Consider the following 22,688-nt stretch of genomic DNA (forward strand, 5'->3'; position numbering starts at 1 on the left):
AAAGTGAAGAAAATAATCCTTTTATTAATAATAATACTTGTTGTTTCATGTGATTTTTTTAGTTTAAAAACTAAAAGAGTAGAACAGCATAGGCCTATTGCTACCGTTTATAATAAAAACCTTTACAAGAAAGATATTGCTGATTTAATTCCCAAAGGTATTACCAAAAAAGATAGTATGGTAATCATAAAAGGCCTTATAAATTCTTGGGCAAAGAAAGAATTATTACTAGCAAAAGCAGAAGAAAATATATCTGGTGTTAATAGTGGTAAGATAGAAAAATTAGTAAATAATTATAAGAAGAGTTTATATATAAATGGCTACAAAGAGCGTTTAATAAAACAGCAATTAGATACGGTTGTAAATCAAGAAGAAATAGAGTTGTATTATCAAAAAAATAAAGAAAACTTCAAGTTAAGCGAAGAACTTTTGCAATTTGAGTATATTCATTTTGGTAAAGATTTTTTAGATAAAGAAGAAACCATAAAAAACTTTAAATCTTCAGATGAAGTAGAGCGAGAAGATTTAGAAAGATATTTATTAAACTTTAAATCTTATAGGCTACAAGATTCAACTTGGGTACCATTTTCTTATTTACAGAAAAAAGTTCCGGCTCTTGAGTCAAAAACTGATCAAAAACTGTTAAAAATATCTAAATACATACAAAAAGAAGATAGTTTAGGAGTATATTTGGTCGCTGTAAAAAATATGTTGCCAAAAAATGCAACAGCACCTTTGTTATTTGTAAGTCCGAGGATAAAACAAATAATTTTACACAAACGAAAATTAGAATTAATTAGAGAGATAGAAAAAACGTTGATAAATGATGCAATTCAAAACAAAAACTTTAAAGAATACTAGTATTTTATTTACCTTTTTCTTAGCTAGTTTAGGTGCCATAAATGCACAAGAAACTAAAATAGATGGCGTAGCAGTAGTTATTGGTAAAAATATTGTTTTAGATTCGGATATAGATAAATTTAAGCAAGAAGTTGAGCAAAGAAGCGAGGGTAAGATTACGATTTCTAATTGTGAAATGTTAGAAGACTTAATGGAACAAAAATTGCTTGCCCATCATGCAGTTATTGATAGTGTTGTTGTTACGCAATCAGATATTGATAGTAAAGTAGCAAGAAGTATAGCTTACTTTACTAATGAGTATGGTAGTGAAGAAAAAGTGGTTAAAGCATATGGTTTTAATGATATTGAAGATTTAAAGAAAGAATTGGAAAGAGTACAAAAAGAAAATCTTCTTATCGAAAAAGAACAGCAAAAAATTACGCAAGATATTGATGTTACTCCAGAAGAAATACGAGTTTATTTTAAAGGATTGGCAGATAAAGAAGAATTACCAGAAATACCAGCAGAGGTAGAGATAGCTCAATTAGTTTTAAAAGCAGAACCAACTAAAGAAGAAATCGAACGTATTATTAACAAGCTTAATGAAATTAAAAAACAAGTTGAAGGAGGCGCAAGTTTTAAGTTAAAAGCAATTATAAATTCAGACGATCCTAGTGCTGCACAAAATAGCGGTAATATGGGAGTAATTACAAAAGAAACTGGTTTTGTAAAAGAATTTAAAGAAGTAGCTTTTTCATTAGAAGAAGGTCAAATTTCAGAGCCATTTAAATCTCCTTTCGGATACCATATTGTTTTATTAAATAAAATAAGAGGTAATGGTCGTGATGTTTCTCATATATTAATGCAACCAGAAATTTCTGATGCTAAATTAAATGAAACAAAACAAGCTATCGAAAAGATTGTTAAAGATGTAAAAGATGGTACGATAACTTTTGAAGAAGCTGTAAAAGAGTATTCAGAAGAAGAGGAAACAAAAAATAATGGAGGTTTGTTAATAAACCCATATACACAAGAAACTACTTTTGAGTTAACAAGAATGGCACCAGATTTATTTGGTAGAATTAGTGAACTTAATAAAAGAGATTTGTCTGATGTTTTTTACGATGAAACTCGTGAAGGTGAAAAAATGTATAAAGTAATCTTATTGAAAGATAAAACGGAAACACATACAGCCGACCTTGTAGAAGATTATGTAAGAATGCAACAGTTTGCATTAGCAAAGAAAAAAGAAGAAACAATAGCAAAGTGGACTAAAGAGAAAATTCAAGAAACGTATATAAAATTAGGAAGCGATTATAAAGATTGTACTTTCGAAAAAGATTGGAAAAAAGAAAACAAATAAGAACTAATAATTTTAGTATATTGTGATTCCCGCGTTAAGCGGGAATCTTATTTTATAATAGTTTGTAAATTAAGATTTTTTGAAAAAGAACATTTAAAATTTAATTCATGTCAGACGTTACTGCTGTAAACAATTTAGTAAAAAAGTTTAGTCAATTACAACAAGAAATAGGTAAGGTTATAATTGGGCAGCAAGAGGCTGTAAATTATACCTTATTGTCTGTTCTTTGCGGAGGTCATTCTCTTTTAATAGGAGTGCCCGGTTTAGCAAAAACTTTGCTAGTAAATACCATTTCTGATGTATTAGGTTTGCAATTTAGCCGTATTCAGTTTACACCCGATTTAATGCCTTCGGATATTTTAGGAAGTGAAATTTTAGATGAAAACCGTCAGTTTAAATTTATAAAAGGACCCATTTTTTCTAATATTATTCTAGCGGATGAAATTAACCGTACGCCACCTAAAACACAAGCAGCTTTGTTAGAAGCAATGCAAGAAAAATCGGTTACTATTTCGGGTAATCATTACAAGCTAGATTTACCTTTTTTTGTGTTAGCGACACAAAACCCTATTGAACAAGAAGGAACGTATCCTTTACCAGAAGCACAGTTAGATAGGTTTATGTTTTCTATTCATTTAGAATATCCAACATTTGAAGAAGAGGTTGAAGTTGTAAAAAGCACCACATCAACAATTAGCCAAAAGGTAACTTCAATTTTATCATCACAAGAAATTATAGAATTGCAAAAGTTGATTAGAAGAATACCTGTAGCTGATAATGTAGTAGAATATGCAGTTGGATTAGTCGGAAAAACACGTCCGAAATCAGATAAATCAACAGAACTAATTAAAAAATATATCGATTGGGGTGCAGGACCAAGAGCTTCACAAAACTTAATTTTAGCAGCAAAAGCGCATGCAGCGATAAACGGAAAATTCTCTCCAGATATTGAAGATGTTCAAGCAGTTGCTATTCCGATATTATCACACAGAATCGTTAAAAATTATAAGGCGGAAGCTGAAGGAATCACAATTAAAGAAATTATTAAATCATTATTTTAATGAAGAAATTACTTGTATTTAGTGTGTTGTTTTTAGCTATAATAATTTCTTGTAAAAGAGAAGTAGTTACAGTTAATGTATCAGAAGAAATAGAGAAAAAAGAGATTTTAGCAATAATGAAAACTCAAGAAGAAGCGTGGTCTAATCACGATTTAGAAGGTTTTATGCAAGGGTATTGGAAAAGTGATTCTTTAAAGTTTTACGGAAGTAATGGAATTACTTTTGGCTGGGATAAAACCTTAGCGAATTATAAAAAAGGATACCCAACAAAAGACCATTCCGGCGAGCTTAAGTTTAAAGTTAATGATATTTCAAAGATAAATAACGATGCTTATTTTGTAATGGGAGCATATCACTTAACAAGAAAAGTAGGCAATGCAAACGGAGTGTTTATGATTATTTTTAAAAAGATAAATGGTGAATGGAAAATTATAGCAGATACTTCGTGTTAAGAAGTTAAATACTTTAAAAATCAAAAAAAGAGGCAATTTCAATTGAAATTGCCTCTTTTTTATGACGCAAAAATATTTTTTATGAAAACATCTTTGCTACTTTTTCAGCTTTTCTACTTTCGCTATAATCGTAAAAACCTTCACCAGATTTACTTCCTAATTTACCAGCATTTACCATGTTTACTAGTAAAGGACAAGGAGCATATTTAGGATTTTTAAATCCGTCGTACATTACGTTTAAAATCGACAAACAAACATCTAATCCAATAAAGTCAGCTAATTGTAAAGGTCCCATTGGGTGCGCCATACCTAATTTCATTACCGTATCAATTTCAGCAACACCAGCAACACCGTTGTATAATGTTTCGATAGATTCGTTAATCATTGGCATTAAAATACGGTTGGCTACAAAGCCAGGGTAATCATTTACTTCAACAGGTATTTTACCTATTTTTTTAGTTAAATCAACCGTAAAATTCATTACTTCATCCGTAGTATTATAGCCTCTAATAATTTCAACCAATTTCATGATTGGCACCGGATTCATGAAATGCATTCCAATTACTTTCTCGGGTCTATTAGTAACTGCAGCGATTTGTGTGATAGAAATAGAAGAAGTATTGGTAGCCAAAATGGTATCTTCAGGACAAACTTCATCTAAGTTTTTAAATATTTTTAATTTTAAATCTACATTTTCAGTAGCAGCTTCAACAACTAAACTAGCGTATTGAACACCTTCTTTAATAGATGTATAGGTAGAGATGTTACCTAAAGTTGTATTTTTATCTTCTTCAGATATTTTTTCTTTAACAACCATTCTATCTAAATTCTTAGTAATAGTTGCTAAACCTTTGTCTAAGGCAGCTTGCGATATATCAATAAGTTGAACGTTGTATCCAAATTGAGCAAATGTATGCGCAATTCCGTTACCCATAGTTCCTGCTCCAATTACAGCGATATTTTTCATTTTTTTGTGTTTTATTATTTTTTAAAGCAATCAATAATCATATGAGCAACACGTAAAGCTTCGGTTCCTTGACTTAATGATACGATTGGTGTTGTGTTATTGTTTATTGCATCAGCAAATGATTCTAACTCGTCTAAAATAGCATTGTTTTCAACGACCTCAGGATTATCAAAATAAATTTGTTTTTTAACTCCTTCAGCATTTTGAAGTATCATTGCAAATTCATCAGGATTTTTAGGAACATCTTTCATTTTAACGACTTCTGATTTTTTTTCTAAGAAATCGACAGAAATATAGGCATCCTTTTGAAAAAAGCGACTTTTACGCATGTTTTTCATCGAAATTCTACTAGAAGTTAAGTTTGCAACACATCCATTTTCAAACTCAATACGAGCATTGGCAATATCTGGCGTGTCAGAAATAACTGAAACTCCGCTTGCATGTACTTTTTTTACTTTAGACTTTACTACGGATAAAATAATATCAATATCATGAATCATTAAATCCAAAACAACAGGTACATCAGTTCCTCTAGGATTAAATTCGGCTAATCTATGTGTTTCGATAAACATTGGTGTGTCTATCATATCTTTTACAGCAGTAAAAGCAGGGTTGAAACGCTCTACATGACCAACTTGACCACGAATATGGTTTTGACTAGCTAAAGTTCTAATAGCTTCAGCTTCTTGTAAAGTGTTTGTAATTGGTTTTTCAATAAAAATGTGTTTTCCTTTTTCAATTGCTTGTTTGGCACAATCAAAGTGAGATAATGTTGGTGTAACAATGTCTACAACATCTACAGCATCTATTAACTCATCAACAGAGTCAAATAATTTATATCCAAATTCTTTTGCTACTTTTTTAGCATTTTCAGTATAAGAATCGTAAAATCCTACCAATTCATATTTTTCGGATTGTTGTAACAAACGCAAGTGAATTTTACCTAAATGACCTGCACCTAAAACTCCAGCTTTTAACATAGTATGTTTAATTTTGTATGGTCATTTTTAATAAAAGAAGTAGTTCTTACAAGAAGATTACTTAACAATTTAATCTATAAATGCCATTGTTTTTAACCTATTTTGCTTTTCTGTTTTCACTAGAAAAGCAATGCAAACAAAGATACACTTTTATACAGATTTATTACTATTTTTGAATTGTTGAAATTTTACCATTTGTGATAGATACTACCAAACACCAAGGACTTAGAAATCAATTAGCTATTGTTTTACAAACAAAGGGGATTGAAGATGAAAACGTGTTAAACGCCATACGAAAAATACCGAGACATCTTTTTATAGATAGCAGTTTCGAGGCACACGCATATCAAAATAAAGCATTTCCTATTGCTGCAGATCAAACAATTTCTCATCCTTATACAGTTGCATTTCAGTCTCAGGTTTTAAAAATAAAACCAGGAGATAAAGTTTTAGAAATAGGAACAGGATCAGGGTATCAAACAGCTGTTTTATTAGAGTTAAAGGCAGAGGTTTTTACCATAGAACGACAACATGAGTTGTTTAAAAGAACGTCAAGATTTTTACCTAAAATAGGATATCGTCCAAAACGATTTATTTTTGGTGACGGTTATAAAGGATTGCCAGAAGAGGCTCTTTTTGATCAAATTATTGTTACAGCAGGAGCTCCGTTTGTGCCAAAAGCTTTATTAGGACAAATAAAAGTAGGAGGTAAGTTGTTGATTCCCGTGGGAGATAAAGAGCAAATAATGACTTTATTTGTAAGAAAATCACCAAAAGAATTTGAGAAATATGAATTGGGTGATTTTAAATTCGTACCAATGTTAGAAGAAAAAAACTAAAAAATCCGCCTAAGAAAAGCGGATTTATTGAATTTGAATAAAAAGAAACACCAAGTTACTCAGCTATTTCTGTTGCATCGGCAACAATAATTTCCGATTGATGTTGGTTTTGTTTTGTTTGATTATTTTTTGCTAAACCACAAGGATTTGTACTTCCGCAAGAAGAAAAACCTATTAAACTAACGACACAAATTGCAATAAATACTACTTTTTTCATTTTTGTTGTTTTATAAAAATCAAATATACATATTTCTAATTAACTCACCAGAGTCTTTCTTCGAATCAATAACGTTAAACCCAATCATTTTATTTTGTATTTGGGTAATTAAATCTTCAGAGATAGGTTTACCGTCATTCCATTCGGTTATAGATAACCATTCTTGAATGTCTTCTATCTTCTGTTCGTATCTGTGTGCCAAAGTTTCATCTATATTATGAATGTCTTTAAAATCATCAGTACAATTATTAATGATATTTAAAACATTTTTAACTTCTTCAAAATTATTTTCTAAAACTTCGTTGCGAACTGCCACTACAAAACATGGCCAAGGTGTAGGGCAATCTCCTAGGCGTCTAAAAGTATTGTTATCTACTAACGGCTTTGTGGTAAAATGCTCCCACATAAAGTAATCTGCATCTCCCTTCGTTAGTGCATTAATACCACCTTGTAGGTCGCCAACAACTTTAAACTTTAGGTTATCAATATCCCAACCGTTATTGTGTGCGTTTACGATTGCCATTAAATGAGAACCAGATCCAAAACGGCTAATTGCTACAGTGGCATTTTCTAAATCAGCTATTTTTTTAAATTTTGATTTATCACCAACATGAATTCCCCATATTAAAGGACTCTTAACAAAGGTTTGTGTTATTTTAGAAGGATTACCATTAATGATATCTTTAATAATTCCTTCGGTTAATACAATAGCAATATCTACTTCGCCAGAGCGTAGGGCTTTGCACATTTGCCCTGTACCACCAGGAAAATCTTGCCAACGTAAATTAATACCTTGGTTTGTAAATTCTTTATTTTTTAAAGTAATATACCAAGGATAATTAAAGTGTTCTGGTACACCACCTACTTTTAAGTTTAGCATTATCCTACTAATTTATCTAATGTATATGTAATTAAATCGGCCACCACTTTACCAGGGTCTTCACTAAAAGTACCATTAGCTCTGTTTGCAATTATAGCATTCATAGAGGCCGCATTATGGCCTAATAATTTTGATAGACCATAAATAGCAGAAGTTTCCATTTCTAAATTGGTAATTCTGTTTTCATTATGGTTAAAGCTATCTATTTTTCTATTTAAATCTCCATCTTGTAAAGGTAAACGTAAAATACGACCTTGTGGCCCATAAAAACCTCCAGCGGTAGCTGTGATTCCTTTAAAAACGATACCAGACATTAATTTATCTTCTAAGCTTTTTCCGTTTGAAACAACCAGTGGATATGATTTTTTAGTGCTCCAGTTAGTTTGCGCAATAAAAGCTTGCTCAATTTCTGGATGCGCTATTTCTGCTGTTTGATATGATAACAACATTCCGTTTAAATCGATCGCATGAGAACTTAATAAGAAACTATTTACAGGAATATCAGCTTGTAAAGAGCCCGAAGTTCCGATACGTGTAATATTTAATTGCGTATGTGTTTCTTTTATTTTACGTGTTTTTAAATCGATGTTAACCAAAGCATCTAATTCATTTAAAACAATATCAATATTATCAGGACCAATTCCGGTAGAAACCACGGTTAAGCGTTTTCCTTTATAGGTTCCTGTAGTTGTTTTAAATTCACGTTTTTGAGTTGTAAACTCAATGGTGTCAAAATGTTGTGAAACTTTATCTACACGATATTGATCGCCAACAAAAATAATATCGTTAGCTAGGTGTTCTGGTCTTAAATTTAGATGATATATGCTTCCATCAGGATTTAAGATAAGCTCAGAATTTTGAATATTCATTTATGATGTGATTTTTAGCAGCTTATTTGTAGTGTTTACATATAAGTAGCTGTATTTTTTAGCCCCGCCAAGATACGAAAAATCAGAACGTATTTTGCCATAATAATTTGTTTGTTGATGCAATACTTTTTTACCTATTTTACTTAGTTTAATAGGATTAAAAGAAGTGAACATGTTTTTTAATTGATCAATTTTATTAAAATATTGAGAATCGGCAAATCCGTAGTTTTCTTGGTTGATTAATAGCTTGTTAACCAATTGTGTTTTACTTTCAAATTGATTGTTGTTTGCCGTTTTTAAAATACTATTTTCAATATGATTTAAACCATTTTCAATTGATGGAAAGCGAAGTAAATGGTTTTTTATGGCTTCTTCTAAGTAGCTAAAAGTATTATTTTTGTCGAGTTTATAAATGTTTTCTAACTGTAACGGACTATCAGAACAATATAATTGCCAAATATAATCGGCATATTCAATGTCATCTTTCGTTAAGGTAATCTTGTTTTTATAGTGTTCTTGTAGTTGATTTTTTGAGAGTTCTGATAAGCTTACTAACTTTTTTTGAGTATTTATTTTTCCGCTACAAACTAATGATATTTGTCGTCCTTTTCGGTAATGTTTTAACCAGCTAATTACAGCAAGCATGTTTACTTGACAAAATAAATCATGCTCAAACCAGAGTATAATTTCGTCTTGAGCTTTTTCGTTACAAAGGTTGCGATATTCTTTTAAAGTATTATCGATAAACTTTTGTTTTGAAACTTTATAAGATGTTTTTAGAAACTCGAAACGTATTTTCCAGAAACTTTCACTACCAACATCGGCAGTAGTTTTTCCTTCACATAGCATTTCTCGCCATGTAATAACTTTACCTTCAAAGTTTAATTCTTCAAGTCTTTTAGTAGTAAAGTCTCCGTTTGTAATATGTAATTTAGGGGAAATCATATTTAATGGGATTTTAGTTGAGTATTTAATTTTCTATATAATAACGCTCATTTGATAACGTTATTGTTAATTGGTTGATTTTTTAATACTTAGCTAATATAAAAGCAAAAAAGTCAAGAATTTAAATTCTTGACTTTTTTTTGCTTTTAACCTCCAACGCGTTTTACATTAAAGCCTTTATCTTTTAAAATTTGCATTATTTTATCACGATAATCTCCCTGAATAATTATTTTATCGTCTTTAAAACTGCCACCAACACTTAGCGTTGTTTTAATTTCTTTTGCTAATTTTTTAAAATCTTTCGTAGCACCAGTATAACCATCTAAAATTGTAATAGGTTTTCCTTTGCGTTTCTCATATTTACAAAGTATTGGATCCTCTTGTAACCAAATTTCTGATTTCTCTTCTTTTTTTACTTCCGTTTCTTTATGTTCTGGAAATAAATTTTTTAATTGATCGTGTAAATCCATTGTACTATTTTTTCAACCCTAATTCACGTAAACGCTCATCTAAAAATTCACCAGCAGTAATATCATCAAATTTCTTCGGGTTGTTTTCGTCGATACAATTTTCTAAAACATCTAATTTCATTTCAGAAATAGGGTGCATAAAAAACGGAATTGAGTATCGAGAAGTTCCCCAAGATTCTTTTGGCGGATTGGTAACTCGGTGAATAGTCGATTTTAATTTATTGTTACTGTGACGTGATAGCATATCGCCAACATTTATCATTAATTCATCAGGTTGTGCAACAGCATCAATCCAATCTCCTTTATGATTTTGAACTTGTAATCCTTTTCCTTGAGCACCCATTAATAAAGTAATTAAATTAATGTCTCCATGGGCAGCAGCTCTTTCAGCTCCTTTAGGCTCTGATTGAATAGGAGGATAGTGGATAGGGCGTAAAATACTATTCCCATTCTTTATATACTCATCAAAGTAAGTTTCTTCTAAATCTAAGTGTAATGCTAAAGAACGTAACACGTATTTTGCTGTTTTTTCTAACATTTGATAGGTTTGTTTACCTACTTCGTTAAATTTTGCAAGTTCCTCAACCGTTACATTATCAGGATATTCGTTTGCATATTTAGAAGCAGCATCTACATATTGTCCAAAATGCCAGAATTCTTTTAAATCTCCTTCTTTTTTTCCTTTAGCACTTTCTTTACCAAAAGATACATAACCTCTTTGGCCGCCAATACCTGGAATTTCATACTTTTCTTTTACTTTTGTAGGTAAGTCGAAAAAGTTTTTTATTTCAGTATATAAATTATCAACTAATTCATCGTCTAAGAAATGACCTTTTAAAGCCACAAACCCTATATTCTCATAAGCGTCACCAATTTCATTGATGAATTTTTGTTTTCTGCTTTTATCATCAGATAAAAAGTCTGCTAAATTTACGCTTGGAATTTTATTCATTGTTAATAAGTTTAATTATTCAGAGTGTAAAGTTAATGAAATCAACTGTAAGCTCTAAAATTACTTATTAACAAAAGGTATTAAATATGAGATTGTGTAATTGAAGCCAAAACCAGTATTGCTTTCGAATACGCGATTAAAACCTGGAGCATACAAGGTTTTAAAGTTCTTCTGATCATCTAAACTTAGCATTATTTTATAAGAAAAGCCTGCGCTTAAAAATAAATTTTTAAAAGTCTCAACCTTTATACCTAATTGAAATTCAGTCCAATGAGCAGTTAAACCTGTTTCTGTAATAGGAGTTTCAATAGTGTTAGACGGAAAATAAGTGCTTCCTACATTTGATTGATAGCTGTTTAAAGTCTGATCGAAAAGAGCAAAACCATAACGCATACCTACATAAATTTCGTTATTCATGTCTAACCAGTTTTGGTAGGCATTAAAATTTGCACCAAGTCTTATAAAGCTTCCTTTTGATGTTGATTTAGTAAAGTCTTCAAAGGTTATTTCCTCTTCATAGCCAAGCTCGGTAGCTAGATACCATTTTTTAGAAACACGATAATCAGCTACTAATTCTAACCCGCTATAACTTTTATCAACGATTGCTAATACAGGTCGGCTAATATCAACACCTAAACGTAATCCGTAACCAGTTTTATATGTTATACTATCTTTTTTCGCTTCTGATATTTCTTTTTTTTGTGAATACCCATTTGCATAAATAACAATCAAACAGAGACTAATAATATACTTGTACATGCGCGTTTGTTTGATTATTAATATTTGAAATTGTTGAAGTAGATAAATTATTTATCCAACCTGTGTGTTCTAGATTTACATCTTTAAATACAACTCTAAAACCACAAGAACGAGAAATATAATCATCTTCAGAATCATATTTTATAGTAAGTGTTGCTGTTTGGTTTGTAGCTTTACTACCATCAATATTATTCATTTTAAGTGTGTAAACAGTTTCTTCAGATAAAGAATTTAACGGAATAGCAATACTATCTGTAGTTCTATTTGTAAAAAGGCTGTCTGTTTTTCCTTGGGCTATTATAGAAAAACGTTCCACTTGTTTTAGTTGAAATACATCGTCTTTATCATAAAAGCGTAAAACTAAATTAGGTGTTATAGAATCTTGAACACAGAAATCATCCTTTTCACAAGATGAAATTCCTATCAAACAAATAAATATAATAAAGAGGTATTTTTTCATTTAAGATTTATTTTTCAAATAAAACAACGGTTTCTATATGTGCTGTATGCGGAAACTGATCTACTAAACTAATTTTTTTAATAAAGTAACCTGCCTGCATTAGTTGTTCCGTATCACGTGCTTGCGTTGCTGGGTTACAAGATACATAAACCATTCTATCTGCATTTAAGTTGATGATTTTGGTTAATGTTTTCGGAGCAATACCTGCACGAGCTGGATCTAAGATAATTGTTCTAATTTTATTCTGATATTGTGGGTGTTCTTTTAAGAATTTACCAACATCGGCAGCATAAAATTGTAAACCTTCTATGTTGTTTCGCTTTGCATTTTTCTTAGCATCTTCAATTGCAGATGCAACAATATCTACACCAACTATTTTTGCATTTTCGCTTCTTGATGCTAAAATTTGACCAATAGTTCCGGTACCACAAAAAAGATCCATTACCACAGTATTGTCTATAGCCTCTTTATTTTCTAAAGCATAATCAACAACTTTTGTGTATAATTTTTCGGCAGATTTAGGGTTTGTTTGAAAGAAGCTTTTCATACTAATTTCAAAATTTAAACCTAATAATTCTTCTACAATTTTATCTTTTCCTGTAACCAATTCTATACTTCCAGATGTAGCAATTGTTCTATCACCAACTTCATCATTTATAGTATGTAATAAACCGGCTAAACGATCACCAAAAATATCTTTTAACAATGCAACAAACGCTTGCATATCAAATTTAGGTAAGTCGTAAGATGTGGTTACTAAATTAAATAATAACTCGTTTGTTTTGTAAGATTTACGAACTACAAAATACCTAAAGAAACCTTCTTTTTTTGGGCCGTGCCAAGGAGCTAAACCGGTTTTTTCACAGTATTCTCGAATTACCTTTAAATTATCCTCAACTTGAGCGTCAAATAATCCAGAATCTTTATCTAAATTATCTCCCATCCACCAAACACCGCGACGTTTAAATCCTAAGGTAAAAAAGTCAGCATCTGTTTTATTTTCTCTGTCGTAACCAATAGCCGAAAAACCATACTCCATTTTATTTCGATAATGAAATACATTTGGTGAAGTAATAAATTCATCAAACAAGTCCTCAATATTTTCAACTTTCCCTATTCTTTGAAATAAGGATAAGGTGCTTTCTTTTTTATATTGATGTTGTAAATCGATTGGTAATTGAATATACGGAGCACCAGGAATGTCTTGAAACGGAACTTCAACTTCATTTTCAGAAGGTTCTAAAACATCAATTAATTTTGCTTCGGCATATTTTTTACTCGATTTACCAATTTGAGCTTTTACTAATTGCCCTGGTAATGTGTTAGGAACAAAAACAACAAAGCTTCCTTCTTCAGAATGAATTCTCGCAATTCCTTTTCCGCCGAAGGCATAATCTTCAATTTTTAATTCTAAAACTTGATTTTTTTTAACAAACTTATTTCGTTCTCTACGTGGCATTGTAAACTATAATTTATGGATTGCAAAATTATGAAAAGATATGGTTTGTTGATACAAAAAAGACTACTCATTTGAGTAGTCTTTTTTATGAAAGAAATATGTTGTTTAATTTCCTGCTTCTTTTTTGGCTTCTTTAACCATTTTTTCATTTGCTAAAATAGCAAACTCTACACGTCTGTTTTTACTTCTACCTTCAGATGTTTCGTTAGAAGCAATAGGGTCTTGAATACCTAAACCTTTTGTTTCGAATCTTGTGATGTCAATTCCCATTTGCGATAAATAGTTTTTTACAGAGCTAGCTCTTCTTGCAGAAAGCGCTTGGTTATATTCTGCTTTACCAGTAATATCTGTATAACCATAAATAACAATGTTTGTGTTTTTATAGTTGTTAAAAACAGGTACTAATTTATTTAGGTTCGCTTTAGCCGTTGTAGTTAAAGTAGATTGATTTGTGTTAAATCTAACCGAATTTTCACCTAAAGTTAACATAATACCCTCACCAACTCTTTCTACTTCAGCACCAGGTAATGCTTCTTCAATTTCACGTGCTTGCTTATCCATTTTGTTACCGATAACTCCACCTGCAACTCCACCAATAACACCACCTAATACGGCTCCTAATTCAGAGTTTTTTCCGTTTCCTACATTATTACCAAGAACAGCACCTAAAAGAGCACCTGCTGTTGTACCTATAGCCGCTCCTTTTTGAGTGTTGTTAGCATTTTTGATTGAATTACAAGATGTAATTGTACTACTAGCTATAACTAATGCGAATAAACTGTATATAATTGTTTTTTTCATAATATGTTTTTTAATTACTTTCTTTGAAATGAATATGTTATGTTTTTAATCTCGCTAGCGACATTAATTTTATCAACTAAATCGAAACTTGTTTCTGTTACATTATTAATACTTAACACAAAACCAGTGTTAACTTTTTTTGACTTGTGGTCATTAATTATTTTTAAAACAAATTCACCACTTTTATTAATATACCAAGTTATTGGAGAATTAAATTCTCTACAAGAAGTAGCTGGATTATTAAGACTCATTTGACCTTTATTGTTATTAGAAACAAAGCTCCAGTTACTGCCAATAAAACATTTAGAATCTTCTATATTAAATGAATTTACTTTTAAATAGTCTGAACCAGGAAAGTTAACTGAAGTCATTATCCAATCTCCTTTAAGCATTCGCTCCGTTTTTCCATCTAACTTAGTATTTACGACTGAAGTAGATTTACAGCTAATAAATAGCACTGAAGCTACTAAAATTGTTAAAATTTTTTTCATGTTCTGTGTTTTTAAATATGTTACAAATTTAAAGCTACTTTATTGTTATCAGTGATTCATCTAAAATTAACTTTAACTCATTTAAGATACTTTGATTCTTGTAAAGTCGCTAAAATTTAATAGTTTTGTTTTTTAGGGATGATTTCTTTCCCACGCTGCTTTTTCAAAGTTTATAAATATAAGGTTATACAATACTATTGAAAGAATAAAGGTAGAACAGGAATAGTTTTTTATGAATTAAAAATTATTTTAAAAATGGCTGTTTTAGACCAATTAACTTCGCAACAAGCGATTGAATTAGAGAGTAAATACGGAGCACATAACTACCACCCGTTACCAGTAGTACTTAGTAAAGGTGAAGGTGTACATGTATGGGATGTTGAAGGTAAAAAGTATTACGACTTCTTATCTGCATATTCTGCAGTAAACCAAGGACATTGTCATCCAAGAATTGTTGGAGCAATGGTAGAGCAAGCAAAAACATTAACCTTAACTTCTCGTGCATTTTATAACGACATGTTAGGTAAATATGAAAAATTTGCTACCGAACTTTTTGGTTTCGATAAATTATTGCCAATGAATACAGGTGCAGAAGCGGTAGAAACTGCTTTGAAATTATGTAGAAAGTGGGCATATGAAGTAAAAGGTATTAATGAAAATGATGCACAAATAGTAGTTTGTGAAAATAACTTTCACGGGCGTACAACAACTATCATCTCTTTTTCTAATGACCCTGTAGCGCGTAAGAACTTTGGACCTTACACAGATGGGTTTATTAAAATAGAATATGATAACTTAAAAGCTTTAGAAGAAGTTTTAGAAAGTGATAAAAATATTGCAGGTTTCTTAGTAGAGCCAATTCAAGGTGAAGCAGGTGTATATGTGCCAACCGAAGGATATTTAGCAGCAGCAAAAGCATTATGTGTTAAGCATAATGTGCTTTTTATTGCTGATGAAGTACAAACAGGAATTGCAAGAACAGGTCGTTTATTGGCTACTTGTGGTAATTGTTCATGTGGAGATAAAAATTGTTCTGGTGAACCAGAAATAAAAGCGGATATTTTAATTTTAGGGAAAGCACTTTCAGGAGGCGCTTATCCAGTTTCTGCTGTTTTAGCAAACGATAACATTATGAATGTTATTAAACCAGGAAATCATGGGTCTACATTTGGTGGTAACCCAGTTGCAGCGGCTGTTGCTATTGCTGCCTTAGAAGTAGTTCAGGAAGAAAATCTAGCGGAGAAAGCATATGTTTTAGGTGAAATTTTTAGAACAGAATTGTCTGAGTTTGCAAAAGGTAATGATTTAGTAAAATCGGTAAGAGGTAAAGGGTTGTTAAACGCTATTTTAATTAACGATACTGAAGATAGCTCTACTGCTTGGGATATTTGTATGAAATTACGTGATAACGGTTTATTAGCAAAACCAACACACGGAAATATTATTCGTTTTGCGCCACCTTTAGTAATGACGGAAAGGCAATTAATGGAGTGTATCGATATTATTAAGACAACAATTTCTGATTTTAAAAAATAATTTTTTAGAATCTTAAAAATATAAAAAAGGAACGATTTTGATCGTTCCTTTTTTTGTGTTCTTGTTTTCTAAAGGATAAAATAGGTCTTATAATTAAAGACAAAACTGAATAAATAGACTTAGCCCCGATTGTAGTGTTTGTTTGAGCTCCTCGCAGAGAGCGAGCACGGAAAGCGGGAAATGGCTTCAAAAAAAATATAAGAGCTTTATAGTCTGTTTAAACTTTAATTAAAGTGTTTTTTTAATATTCAAACGTCATGCTGAATTTATTTCAGCATCGCATAAAGTTAATAAATAAGCTAAGCTAAGGTAAATCAGGATGCGAAACTGAAATAAATTCAGTTAGACGGATTCGGTTTTCAGCTATAAAATGTTTTTAAATGAAATTTAAACAGGTTCTTAAATATTACTTCTCCATTTCGTACACGTTTAAATGCTTTTTTAAAATACCAGAAGGAGTGTTTTTCGTTTCATCAAAAATTTGGGTATCACCAAATAAAATAAAACTTTCTTTGGCTCTAGAAACGGCCACATTTAACATGTTTGGCTTGTTGTCTTTTTCAAAAAACATAGTGCCTTCATCTTCGTTAGAATATACAGAACTGAACAATATAATGTTTCGTTCAGCGCCTTGTAGAGCATGTACGGTACCTAGCTTAATGTTATTTACCTTAAAACCAGCTTCGGTTAAAGCTTTAGATAATTCGCCTTTCTGACTTGCAAATGGCGTGATAATACCTAAAACACTTTCGATAGTTTCAATATTATAGGCTTCTTGTATCTTTTCTTTATTTTGTTGTAACCAGGTGATAATGGCTTTTACTTCGTTTATATTGCAACGACTGTTAAATTTACGTTCACTAAAGCCTTCTACATGGTACGCCATCATTGATGGGAAAACTTGAGTGTCTTTAGCTTTTCCTTTCATAGGTTTTAAAATACCGTTGTAAGCAAGTTCGTTACAAAAACTAATAATTTCATCGTTACATCTTCGGTGTTCTAATAACACCAATCCTTGTTCTTTTTCAGTAGCTAAAGGTGTTTCGAATTCACAGGCATTTTGCGCCATTTTCATAATACTACCACTCGATGCTAAAAAGCCCATTTTTGTTAAATAATCTTCATCATTTTCATTTTGAAGCATGTTTAAACTTGTTAAATTACCAACGTCAATTTTTTGAGGAATAGACCAAATAGGTTCAATTTGCTTTAAATCGCCTATCACAAAAGCTTTTTGAGCCAATGAAAATACAGGGATACTAACTTCGGGAGTTACCTGACCAGCTTCATCAATAATTAAAAGATCTAAAAAATTGTATAAAGGAAGATATTCGAAAATAGGTTTTCCGTTTTCATCTTCTCCTTGAAATTGACTGTATAAAAAATGACTCGGTGCCATATAAAAAGTAGCCACAAAACAAGGTGTTAACATTGCTCTGCGCTTCCATTTATTCTTAATAGCATTTTCTCCTGTTCCTTTTTCGGTATTATTTTCAAAGGCATCTTTTGTAGCTAATAACCAACGCGCTTCCCAATAATGAACTGCTAATAAAAAAGCTTTATGACGTAATTCCATATCAATCTCATCATAAAAAAAACGTTGCGAATTGTCTTTAGAACTTATTTTTTCATATTCATTGGTCCACATTTGTTCTTCTGATACAAAAGGAAATCCTTTAATTTTGTTTTCTGCTTTCCAATTTCTCAATTTAAGATTTGCTTGTAGCGCTAAATTTAAATTAGCGATGCATTCTTTAATAAAAGCAATTGTTTTTTCGTTACTAGCAATGGTTTCTTCAGTGATTTTAAAAATATGTTCCTGACTGTTTTCAGCAATATCAGTTTTAAAATATTTTTTTACTTGATCAATAAAATCGGCTTGTTTTGTGGCTGATTTTAAATTGGTAAGTATAGTTCGCCATTCTTTAAGACTACCTATTTTAAAAGCGTCTTTTTGAATATAATCTGTTTCGTTTAAAAGAATGTTATTAATGTAATTGATTGAAGTTATATAATCGGCAGAAAACTGAACTCCGTCAATTAATGTATCTTCAATGGTAATGATCTCGTTTTGTAATGCATCGCAGACATCTTCTAAAGAATTTGTTTCTGCATTAAAATAATTGCAATAGTTTGTTAAAAAGTAATATTCGGCTTCGTTTAGGTATTTTTCATCTTCTAGATTGCATAAAGTGCCTTCATTACCAAACATATTTCCTTTTAAGAAATTGATATTTTTTAAGGCTTTTTCACTTTTAGAGTTAGAAGGCAAATAGGTTGCGTATCCGTTAAAATCAGGAATCCAACGCGCTGCTAATTCTTCCATCGAGCTTTCAGAATTAACAAAACTATCAATAATATTGGTAACTGCTTGATTATTGTTAGAGCAAGCTAAAATTACAGGAGCATCTTGCCCTGCAATTGCCGCTTTTACAAATTCGGTTGCTACTAAACTTTGTAAAAGTGTTGTTTTTCCGGTTCCTGGAGGTCCGTTTACTGCAGTAACTGCATTTTCTTCGGCGGTTAAATAAGAGAGCAGCGTTTTACGCTGACTTACAGATAACGGGAACTCATTAGACATTTGACCTAAATGCAAATGATTGTAATTTAAAAAACCAGTATCGGTAACAGCTTCTATTCTTTTTTTTGCAGTAGGATCTATTATTTTTGATAAAATTGGTAATTCTTCTTCGTTCTTCAGCAAGTTTTCATATAAAAACAGAATACTCTTTGCTGTTGAAATTTTAGAACTGATGGCAAAATAAGTAAGTTGATATTGTGTGTTATATCTTTCTGCTTGATAGTTATTTAAATTACTGTTGGTTATTGCCGAAAAAATATCATTTATATAATCCCAATATTCCCCCCACGAAACAACGTCTTCTTCATATTCAGTTTCTGGAGATTCAAGTTCTTTGGCATCTAAAATAGTGTCTATTTCAGAAAAAATAAAATCATTTTTAACATCGGCAACTGGCGTTAAATAATTACGAACAATTAAAGGAAACAATTCTTTAGGAGCCGATAATTGCCCTGAGCGATTTACAACGGCAACAATCCAAAAAGGATGAATGTGACGTTGCTTAAATTTAAGATTATCCGTTTGGTATTCTAAATGAAAAGGAGAAATAAGTATTTTGGTTTCTTCAACTTTATACCACTTATTACTATCTTTTTTGGTGATTCCTTTTAAACGATTAATACGTCGTTCTTCTACATCTAGTAATTCATTTGCTTGTTTCGTATTGATAAGCGCATTGCTTAAGTCTGAAGATTGTTGGTGAAATAAATTCTTGATTTTAGAAATATCAATAGCTAGGTTTTCACTATCAGATAAGCTGTTTTTGTAATATTGTAACCAGTTTTTTTCGTTTTCCATGCGCTGAATAAATCCTGAATTTATAGATTGATAAGGAAGGCGAAAGTAGTATAATTATCAACTTGAAAAAGACTTGCCTTTGTCTTTTTATCAACCAAAAAATCAACAAGTTTTTAACTGATTCGTATTTAATGAAATAACAAATTGTTTTTTAAAGCTGAAGAACGCCTAAATTATTTGTTCGAGTGCAGTCGAGAAATTACAGGTTCTTAAAAAAAAAATAGGTTTCGACTGCGCTCGACCTGACAGTAAATGAAGTAAAGTTGAATACTTTTATCTAATAGTAAAATTCTATTTACTGTTGCGCGTAATAATGATAATCTTTAATAACGGTATCTATAAAATCCATCGGGTTTTGATCAGTAGTAATATTCGTTAACTCCTTAACTTTTATATGTAATTTCATGATTACTTGATGGTTCCTTTTTCTTTTAGCGTTGTTGTACACTTTTTTGATGGTGTGAATATCGCTATCGGAAAGTAAAGTAACCTGTGAGTAAACAGGTGCGTAATTATCGTCAACATCATTTGCGATAGTATCTTTTAAAGTAATTCTTTTCTTTTCAGAAATAACGGTAGTTGATGCAGCTAAATCACCTAAACGTTGCCCTTTTCCGTTTAAAAGAATGGTTAAAACAGCAACAGATCCACCAGCTAAAGTAAAATCTACAATACGCAATAACCAGCGTATTAAATAGCTGCCAAATGTTGGTTTAGATCCGTCTATTTTTACAACTCTGGTGCTATTAAAATATTTACCAGGTGTTTGTCCGTTCATTAAAACTTCAAAAAGTAAACTGTAAAAAAAAGCAGGTAATCCTAATAGCATATATATGCTCATGTATTCCATACTAGGAGCCATATTTAACATTGCCATTATAAAAAACAGGATAATGTAATAACCAGCAATAAATAAAGCGTCTATTAAGTAAGAACCAATTCGGGTAGTAATATGTGCTACATTTTGATTTATTGAAATATTTTGAGCAGTTTCTATTTGAAAATTATCCATGAATTAGTTTTTCAATTTTTTATTGATAGTTCTTTCAACTTTTTTTAGTTTAGCGAAGATAAAAATATTCTATGATTAGAGACGTTTCTCATAAAATTTGCTATAATTTTTTTTCTGAATGAGAGAAGCTGCCTTTGTAAAAAAAAATAAAGAGAAGTGGCAATTGTTTGAAGATGCTTTGTATAAGAAAACAAGCCTTTCTCCAGATAAATTATCTGACTTATATGTTGAGCTGACGGACGATTTAAGTTATGCCAAAACCTTTTATCCGAACGGAAATACAGTAGTGTATTTAAATTCGATAGGATCTGTAGCGCATCAAAAAATTTATAAAACTAAAAAAGAAAGTAAAAATAGGTTCATCAGTTTTTTTAAAACTGAGTTTCCGTTGTCGTTTTACAAACATCAAAAACAGTTATTCATAGCTTTTGGTGTATTCGCTTTTTTCAGTTTGGTTGGTGCTTTTTCTTCTGCTAATGATGTTGATTTCGTTCGCCTTATTTTAGGAGACAGTTATGTAAATATGACGTTAGAGAATATTGAAAAAGGAGACCCGATGGCAGTGTATAAAAAAGCCAACGAAGTAGATATGTTTATTGGCATAACCATAAATAATATAAAAGTAGCCATGTTTGCTTTTGTTTTAGGAATGCTGTTTTCTGTAGGAACTTTATATATAATGATGCAAAACGGTATTATGTTAGGTTCGTTTTTGTATTTCTTTTATGAAAAAGGATTGCTATGGGAATCGTCTCGTACAATTTGGATTCACGGTACCATAGAAATATCAGTAATTGTAATTGCTGGTTGTGCAGGCTTGGTGCTAGGAAACGGATTGTTATTTCCAGAAACCTATTCTCGATTAGAATCTTTTAAACGAAGTATGAAAGACGGATTAAAAATTATGGTAAGTACGATTCCGTTTTTTATTATCGCCGGATTTTTAGAAGGTTTTGTAACGCGCCATACCGAAATGCCAGATTGGCTAGCAATCACTATTATTTTAACATCCTTAGCAAGTATTATATTTTACTACGTAATATACCCAATTCAACTACATAAAAAATCAATTATCAATCAACCAACTTATGAATAAAGAATACATACAATTTAAAAAAGAAAGAGATTTAGGCGCTATTATTACCGATGCTTTTAAGTTTATACGATTAGAAGGAAAACAATTCTTTTTAACAATCTTAAAAACAGCAGCAATTCCTATTTTAATAGCAGTAGTAGCAATGATATATTATATGATGTCTATGTCGTCATTAATGTCTGAAGATGCAAGTGGAGCTATAGGAATGTTTGCTGCTATTTTAATAATGATGGTTGCATATTTAGTAGCATTTGTATTTATCAATTTAGCAGGTATGCACTATATAAAATCATATATTGATAATAACGGAGCTGTAGATCAAGAAGAAATTTCACGCAATACCAAAGAACGTTTTTGGTCTTTTATGGGGTTTGGTTTCTTATCTGGAATTATACTTTTTATTAGTGTAATGTTATGTGTTTTTCCGATGTTTTATACTTGGACGGTCTTATCTTTAGGAGCGTCGATTTTAGTTTTTCAAAATGAATCAGCAACTGGTACAATCGGTAAATGTTTTAGTTTTGTAAGCGGACATTTTTGGGAAACTTTCGGAGTTGTTTTTGTGGTAGCACTTTTAGTAGGAGTTTTAGGTTATATTTTTCAAATACCAGCAGCTATATATCAAATTATACAAATGGGAATAGGAATGAGCAATGAAGATCCAACTGCTATATTTGGCTTATTTAGTGATCCTATTTACTTGTTACTAAATTTAATTTCTATCGTAGGGCAATTAATGTTTTATGCTATCACTTTAGTAACTAACGTGTTTTTATATTTTGATATTAACGAACAGAAAAATTTAACAGGAACCATTGAAACAATTGATAGTTTAGGTCAATAATATTTTGAAACAACTC

At 31.0% G+C, this 22,688-nt stretch carries 23 protein-coding genes; 8 read left to right on the top strand and 15 right to left on the bottom strand.

Translation table 11 applies throughout. From position 1 onward, the window contains the following. The first annotated feature begins 3 nt into the window (after nucleotides 1-3). From RRF68_RS01820 to RRF68_RS01835, 4 genes are all read left to right on the top strand, one after another. Entirely contained in the window at nucleotides 4-861 is an 858-nt protein-coding gene (locus RRF68_RS01820; RefSeq protein WP_275316603.1) for a hypothetical protein, read from the top strand. Then, nucleotides 824-2,203, top strand: coding sequence for a peptidylprolyl isomerase (locus RRF68_RS01825; RefSeq protein WP_315944794.1), 1,380 nt, complete (start codon nucleotides 824-826; stop codon nucleotides 2,201-2,203). Before RRF68_RS01820 ends, RRF68_RS01825 begins: the two co-directional genes overlap by 38 nt. Before the next feature lie 107 nt (nucleotides 2,204-2,310). Next, nucleotides 2,311-3,264 carry a MoxR family ATPase gene (locus tag RRF68_RS01830; protein WP_315944795.1) on the top strand — a complete coding sequence of 318 codons (954 nt, stop codon included), beginning with the start codon at nucleotides 2,311-2,313 and terminating at the stop codon, nucleotides 3,262-3,264. After that, nucleotides 3,264-3,716 (top strand): nuclear transport factor 2 family protein, encoded by a 453-nt coding sequence (locus RRF68_RS01835; RefSeq protein ID WP_315944796.1) that lies wholly within the window; start codon nucleotides 3,264-3,266, stop codon nucleotides 3,714-3,716. Before RRF68_RS01830 ends, RRF68_RS01835 begins: the two co-directional genes overlap by 1 nt. A gap of 79 nt (nucleotides 3,717-3,795) precedes the next feature. On the opposite strand, the gene RRF68_RS01840 is transcribed toward RRF68_RS01835, so the two are convergent. Beyond that, complete coding sequence (locus RRF68_RS01840) at nucleotides 3,796-4,683, bottom strand: 3-hydroxybutyryl-CoA dehydrogenase (protein WP_315944797.1); 888 nt, start codon at nucleotides 4,681-4,683, stop codon at nucleotides 3,796-3,798. A 14-nt stretch (nucleotides 4,684-4,697) separates the two neighbouring features. Beyond that, on the bottom strand, nucleotides 4,698-5,663 hold the full coding sequence (locus RRF68_RS01845) for a Gfo/Idh/MocA family oxidoreductase (protein ID WP_315944798.1): 966 nt from the start codon (nucleotides 5,661-5,663) through the stop codon (nucleotides 4,698-4,700). 197 nt (nucleotides 5,664-5,860) lie between these two features. Between RRF68_RS01845 and RRF68_RS01850 the strand changes: the two genes are divergently transcribed. Beyond that, on the top strand, nucleotides 5,861-6,502 hold the full coding sequence (locus tag RRF68_RS01850) for a protein-L-isoaspartate(D-aspartate) O-methyltransferase (RefSeq protein WP_218772709.1): 642 nt from the start codon (nucleotides 5,861-5,863) through the stop codon (nucleotides 6,500-6,502). A 55-nt stretch (nucleotides 6,503-6,557) separates the two neighbouring features. Here RRF68_RS01850 and RRF68_RS01855 read toward each other — a convergent pair whose 3' ends face one another. The 11 genes from RRF68_RS01855 to RRF68_RS01905 form a co-directional block, all read right to left on the bottom strand. Continuing rightward, nucleotides 6,558-6,719, bottom strand: a complete 162-nt coding sequence (locus RRF68_RS01855; protein ID WP_315944799.1) for a hypothetical protein — start codon at nucleotides 6,717-6,719, stop codon at nucleotides 6,558-6,560. A gap of 19 nt (nucleotides 6,720-6,738) precedes the next feature. After that, nucleotides 6,739-7,599, bottom strand: coding sequence for a substrate-binding domain-containing protein (locus RRF68_RS01860; RefSeq protein ID WP_218772707.1), 861 nt, complete (start codon nucleotides 7,597-7,599; stop codon nucleotides 6,739-6,741). Next, on the bottom strand, nucleotides 7,599-8,468 hold the full coding sequence (locus RRF68_RS01865) for a nucleoside phosphorylase (RefSeq protein ID WP_315944800.1): 870 nt from the start codon (nucleotides 8,466-8,468) through the stop codon (nucleotides 7,599-7,601). The genes RRF68_RS01860 and RRF68_RS01865 overlap by 1 nt, the downstream gene beginning before the upstream one ends. After that, the gene (locus tag RRF68_RS01870) at nucleotides 8,469-9,413 is read right to left on the bottom strand and encodes a DUF1835 domain-containing protein (protein ID WP_315944801.1); all 945 of its coding nucleotides are present in this window, start codon (nucleotides 9,411-9,413) and stop codon (nucleotides 8,469-8,471) included. Nucleotides 9,414-9,559: 146 nt separating this feature from the next. After that, nucleotides 9,560-9,883 carry a translation initiation factor gene (locus tag RRF68_RS01875; RefSeq protein ID WP_218772705.1) on the bottom strand — a complete coding sequence of 108 codons (324 nt, stop codon included), beginning with the start codon at nucleotides 9,881-9,883 and terminating at the stop codon, nucleotides 9,560-9,562. Nucleotides 9,884-9,887: 4 nt separating this feature from the next. After that, the gene (locus RRF68_RS01880; RefSeq protein WP_315944802.1) at nucleotides 9,888-10,835 is read right to left on the bottom strand and encodes an isopenicillin N synthase family dioxygenase; all 948 of its coding nucleotides are present in this window, start codon (nucleotides 10,833-10,835) and stop codon (nucleotides 9,888-9,890) included. A gap of 60 nt (nucleotides 10,836-10,895) precedes the next feature. Further along, nucleotides 10,896-11,594: a DUF6048 family protein gene (locus RRF68_RS01885; RefSeq protein ID WP_315944803.1), complete on the bottom strand. Its 699-nt coding sequence runs from the start codon at nucleotides 11,592-11,594 to the stop codon at nucleotides 10,896-10,898. Further along, nucleotides 11,575-12,054, bottom strand: a complete 480-nt coding sequence (locus RRF68_RS01890; protein WP_315944804.1) for a DUF6452 family protein — start codon at nucleotides 12,052-12,054, stop codon at nucleotides 11,575-11,577. Before RRF68_RS01890 ends, RRF68_RS01885 begins: the two co-directional genes overlap by 20 nt. Nucleotides 12,055-12,061: 7 nt before the next feature. Further along, complete coding sequence (rlmD, locus tag RRF68_RS01895) at nucleotides 12,062-13,513, bottom strand: 23S rRNA (uracil(1939)-C(5))-methyltransferase RlmD (protein WP_315944805.1); 1,452 nt, start codon at nucleotides 13,511-13,513, stop codon at nucleotides 12,062-12,064. A gap of 105 nt (nucleotides 13,514-13,618) precedes the next feature. Beyond that, entirely contained in the window at nucleotides 13,619-14,314 is a 696-nt protein-coding gene (locus RRF68_RS01900) for an OmpA family protein (protein ID WP_315944806.1), read from the bottom strand. Between the two features lie 14 nt (nucleotides 14,315-14,328). Beyond that, nucleotides 14,329-14,805, bottom strand: a complete 477-nt coding sequence (locus tag RRF68_RS01905; protein WP_315944807.1) for a lipocalin family protein — start codon at nucleotides 14,803-14,805, stop codon at nucleotides 14,329-14,331. 255 nt (nucleotides 14,806-15,060) lie between these two features. Between RRF68_RS01905 and rocD the strand changes: the two genes are divergently transcribed. Further along, complete coding sequence (gene rocD / locus RRF68_RS01910; protein ID WP_315944808.1) at nucleotides 15,061-16,341, top strand: ornithine--oxo-acid transaminase; 1,281 nt, start codon at nucleotides 15,061-15,063, stop codon at nucleotides 16,339-16,341. A 406-nt stretch (nucleotides 16,342-16,747) separates the two neighbouring features. Here the strand turns inward: rocD and RRF68_RS01915 are convergent, their stop codons facing one another. Both RRF68_RS01915 and RRF68_RS01920 read right to left on the bottom strand, forming a co-directional pair. After that, complete coding sequence (locus RRF68_RS01915; protein WP_315944809.1) at nucleotides 16,748-19,720, bottom strand: DEAD/DEAH box helicase; 2,973 nt, start codon at nucleotides 19,718-19,720, stop codon at nucleotides 16,748-16,750. Between the two features lie 295 nt (nucleotides 19,721-20,015). Beyond that, on the bottom strand, nucleotides 20,016-20,732 hold the full coding sequence (locus RRF68_RS01920; protein WP_275316620.1) for an RDD family protein: 717 nt from the start codon (nucleotides 20,730-20,732) through the stop codon (nucleotides 20,016-20,018). A 118-nt stretch (nucleotides 20,733-20,850) separates the two neighbouring features. Between RRF68_RS01920 and RRF68_RS01925 the strand changes: the two genes are divergently transcribed. Continuing rightward, nucleotides 20,851-21,828 (top strand): stage II sporulation protein M, encoded by a 978-nt coding sequence (locus RRF68_RS01925; protein ID WP_315944810.1) that lies wholly within the window; start codon nucleotides 20,851-20,853, stop codon nucleotides 21,826-21,828. Then, nucleotides 21,821-22,672, top strand: coding sequence for a hypothetical protein (locus RRF68_RS01930; protein WP_315944811.1), 852 nt, complete (start codon nucleotides 21,821-21,823; stop codon nucleotides 22,670-22,672). Before RRF68_RS01925 ends, RRF68_RS01930 begins: the two co-directional genes overlap by 8 nt. Nucleotides 22,673-22,688: the final 16 nt, after the last annotated feature.

This window comes from Tenacibaculum sp. HL-MS23 (genome assembly GCF_032463465.1).
GTDB classification, from domain to species: Bacteria; Bacteroidota; Bacteroidia; order Flavobacteriales; family Flavobacteriaceae; genus Polaribacter; species Polaribacter bernardetii.

Coding starts and splice junctions, on each gene's coding strand:
- RRF68_RS01900 (WP_315944806.1), bottom strand. CDS start 14,314: ATGAAAAAAACAATTATATACAGTTTATTCGCATTAGTTATAGCTAGT.
- rocD (WP_315944808.1), top strand. CDS start 15,061: ATGGCTGTTTTAGACCAATTAACTTCGCAACAAGCGATTGAATTAGAG.
- RRF68_RS01845 (WP_315944798.1), bottom strand. CDS start 5,663: ATGTTAAAAGCTGGAGTTTTAGGTGCAGGTCATTTAGGTAAAATTCAC.
- RRF68_RS01870 (WP_315944801.1), bottom strand. CDS start 9,413: ATGATTTCCCCTAAATTACATATTACAAACGGAGACTTTACTACTAAA.
- RRF68_RS01925 (WP_315944810.1), top strand. CDS start 20,851: ATGAGAGAAGCTGCCTTTGTAAAAAAAAATAAAGAGAAGTGGCAATTG.
- RRF68_RS01875 (WP_218772705.1), bottom strand. CDS start 9,883: ATGGATTTACACGATCAATTAAAAAATTTATTTCCAGAACATAAAGAA.
- RRF68_RS01830 (WP_315944795.1), top strand. CDS start 2,311: ATGTCAGACGTTACTGCTGTAAACAATTTAGTAAAAAAGTTTAGTCAA.
- RRF68_RS01825 (WP_315944794.1), top strand. CDS start 824: ATGATGCAATTCAAAACAAAAACTTTAAAGAATACTAGTATTTTATTT.
- RRF68_RS01865 (WP_315944800.1), bottom strand. CDS start 8,468: ATGAATATTCAAAATTCTGAGCTTATCTTAAATCCTGATGGAAGCATA.
- RRF68_RS01905 (WP_315944807.1), bottom strand. CDS start 14,805: ATGAAAAAAATTTTAACAATTTTAGTAGCTTCAGTGCTATTTATTAGC.
- RRF68_RS01880 (WP_315944802.1), bottom strand. CDS start 10,835: ATGAATAAAATTCCAAGCGTAAATTTAGCAGACTTTTTATCTGATGAT.
- RRF68_RS01920 (WP_275316620.1), bottom strand. CDS start 20,732: ATGGATAATTTTCAAATAGAAACTGCTCAAAATATTTCAATAAATCAA.
- rlmD (WP_315944805.1), bottom strand. CDS start 13,513: ATGCCACGTAGAGAACGAAATAAGTTTGTTAAAAAAAATCAAGTTTTA.
- RRF68_RS01885 (WP_315944803.1), bottom strand. CDS start 11,594: ATGTACAAGTATATTATTAGTCTCTGTTTGATTGTTATTTATGCAAAT.
- RRF68_RS01930 (WP_315944811.1), top strand. CDS start 21,821: ATGAATAAAGAATACATACAATTTAAAAAAGAAAGAGATTTAGGCGCT.
- RRF68_RS01890 (WP_315944804.1), bottom strand. CDS start 12,054: ATGAAAAAATACCTCTTTATTATATTTATTTGTTTGATAGGAATTTCA.
- RRF68_RS01915 (WP_315944809.1), bottom strand. CDS start 19,720: ATGGAAAACGAAAAAAACTGGTTACAATATTACAAAAACAGCTTATCT.
- RRF68_RS01860 (WP_218772707.1), bottom strand. CDS start 7,599: ATGCTAAACTTAAAAGTAGGTGGTGTACCAGAACACTTTAATTATCCT.
- RRF68_RS01855 (WP_315944799.1), bottom strand. CDS start 6,719: ATGAAAAAAGTAGTATTTATTGCAATTTGTGTCGTTAGTTTAATAGGT.
- RRF68_RS01840 (WP_315944797.1), bottom strand. CDS start 4,683: ATGAAAAATATCGCTGTAATTGGAGCAGGAACTATGGGTAACGGAATT.
- RRF68_RS01835 (WP_315944796.1), top strand. CDS start 3,264: ATGAAGAAATTACTTGTATTTAGTGTGTTGTTTTTAGCTATAATAATT.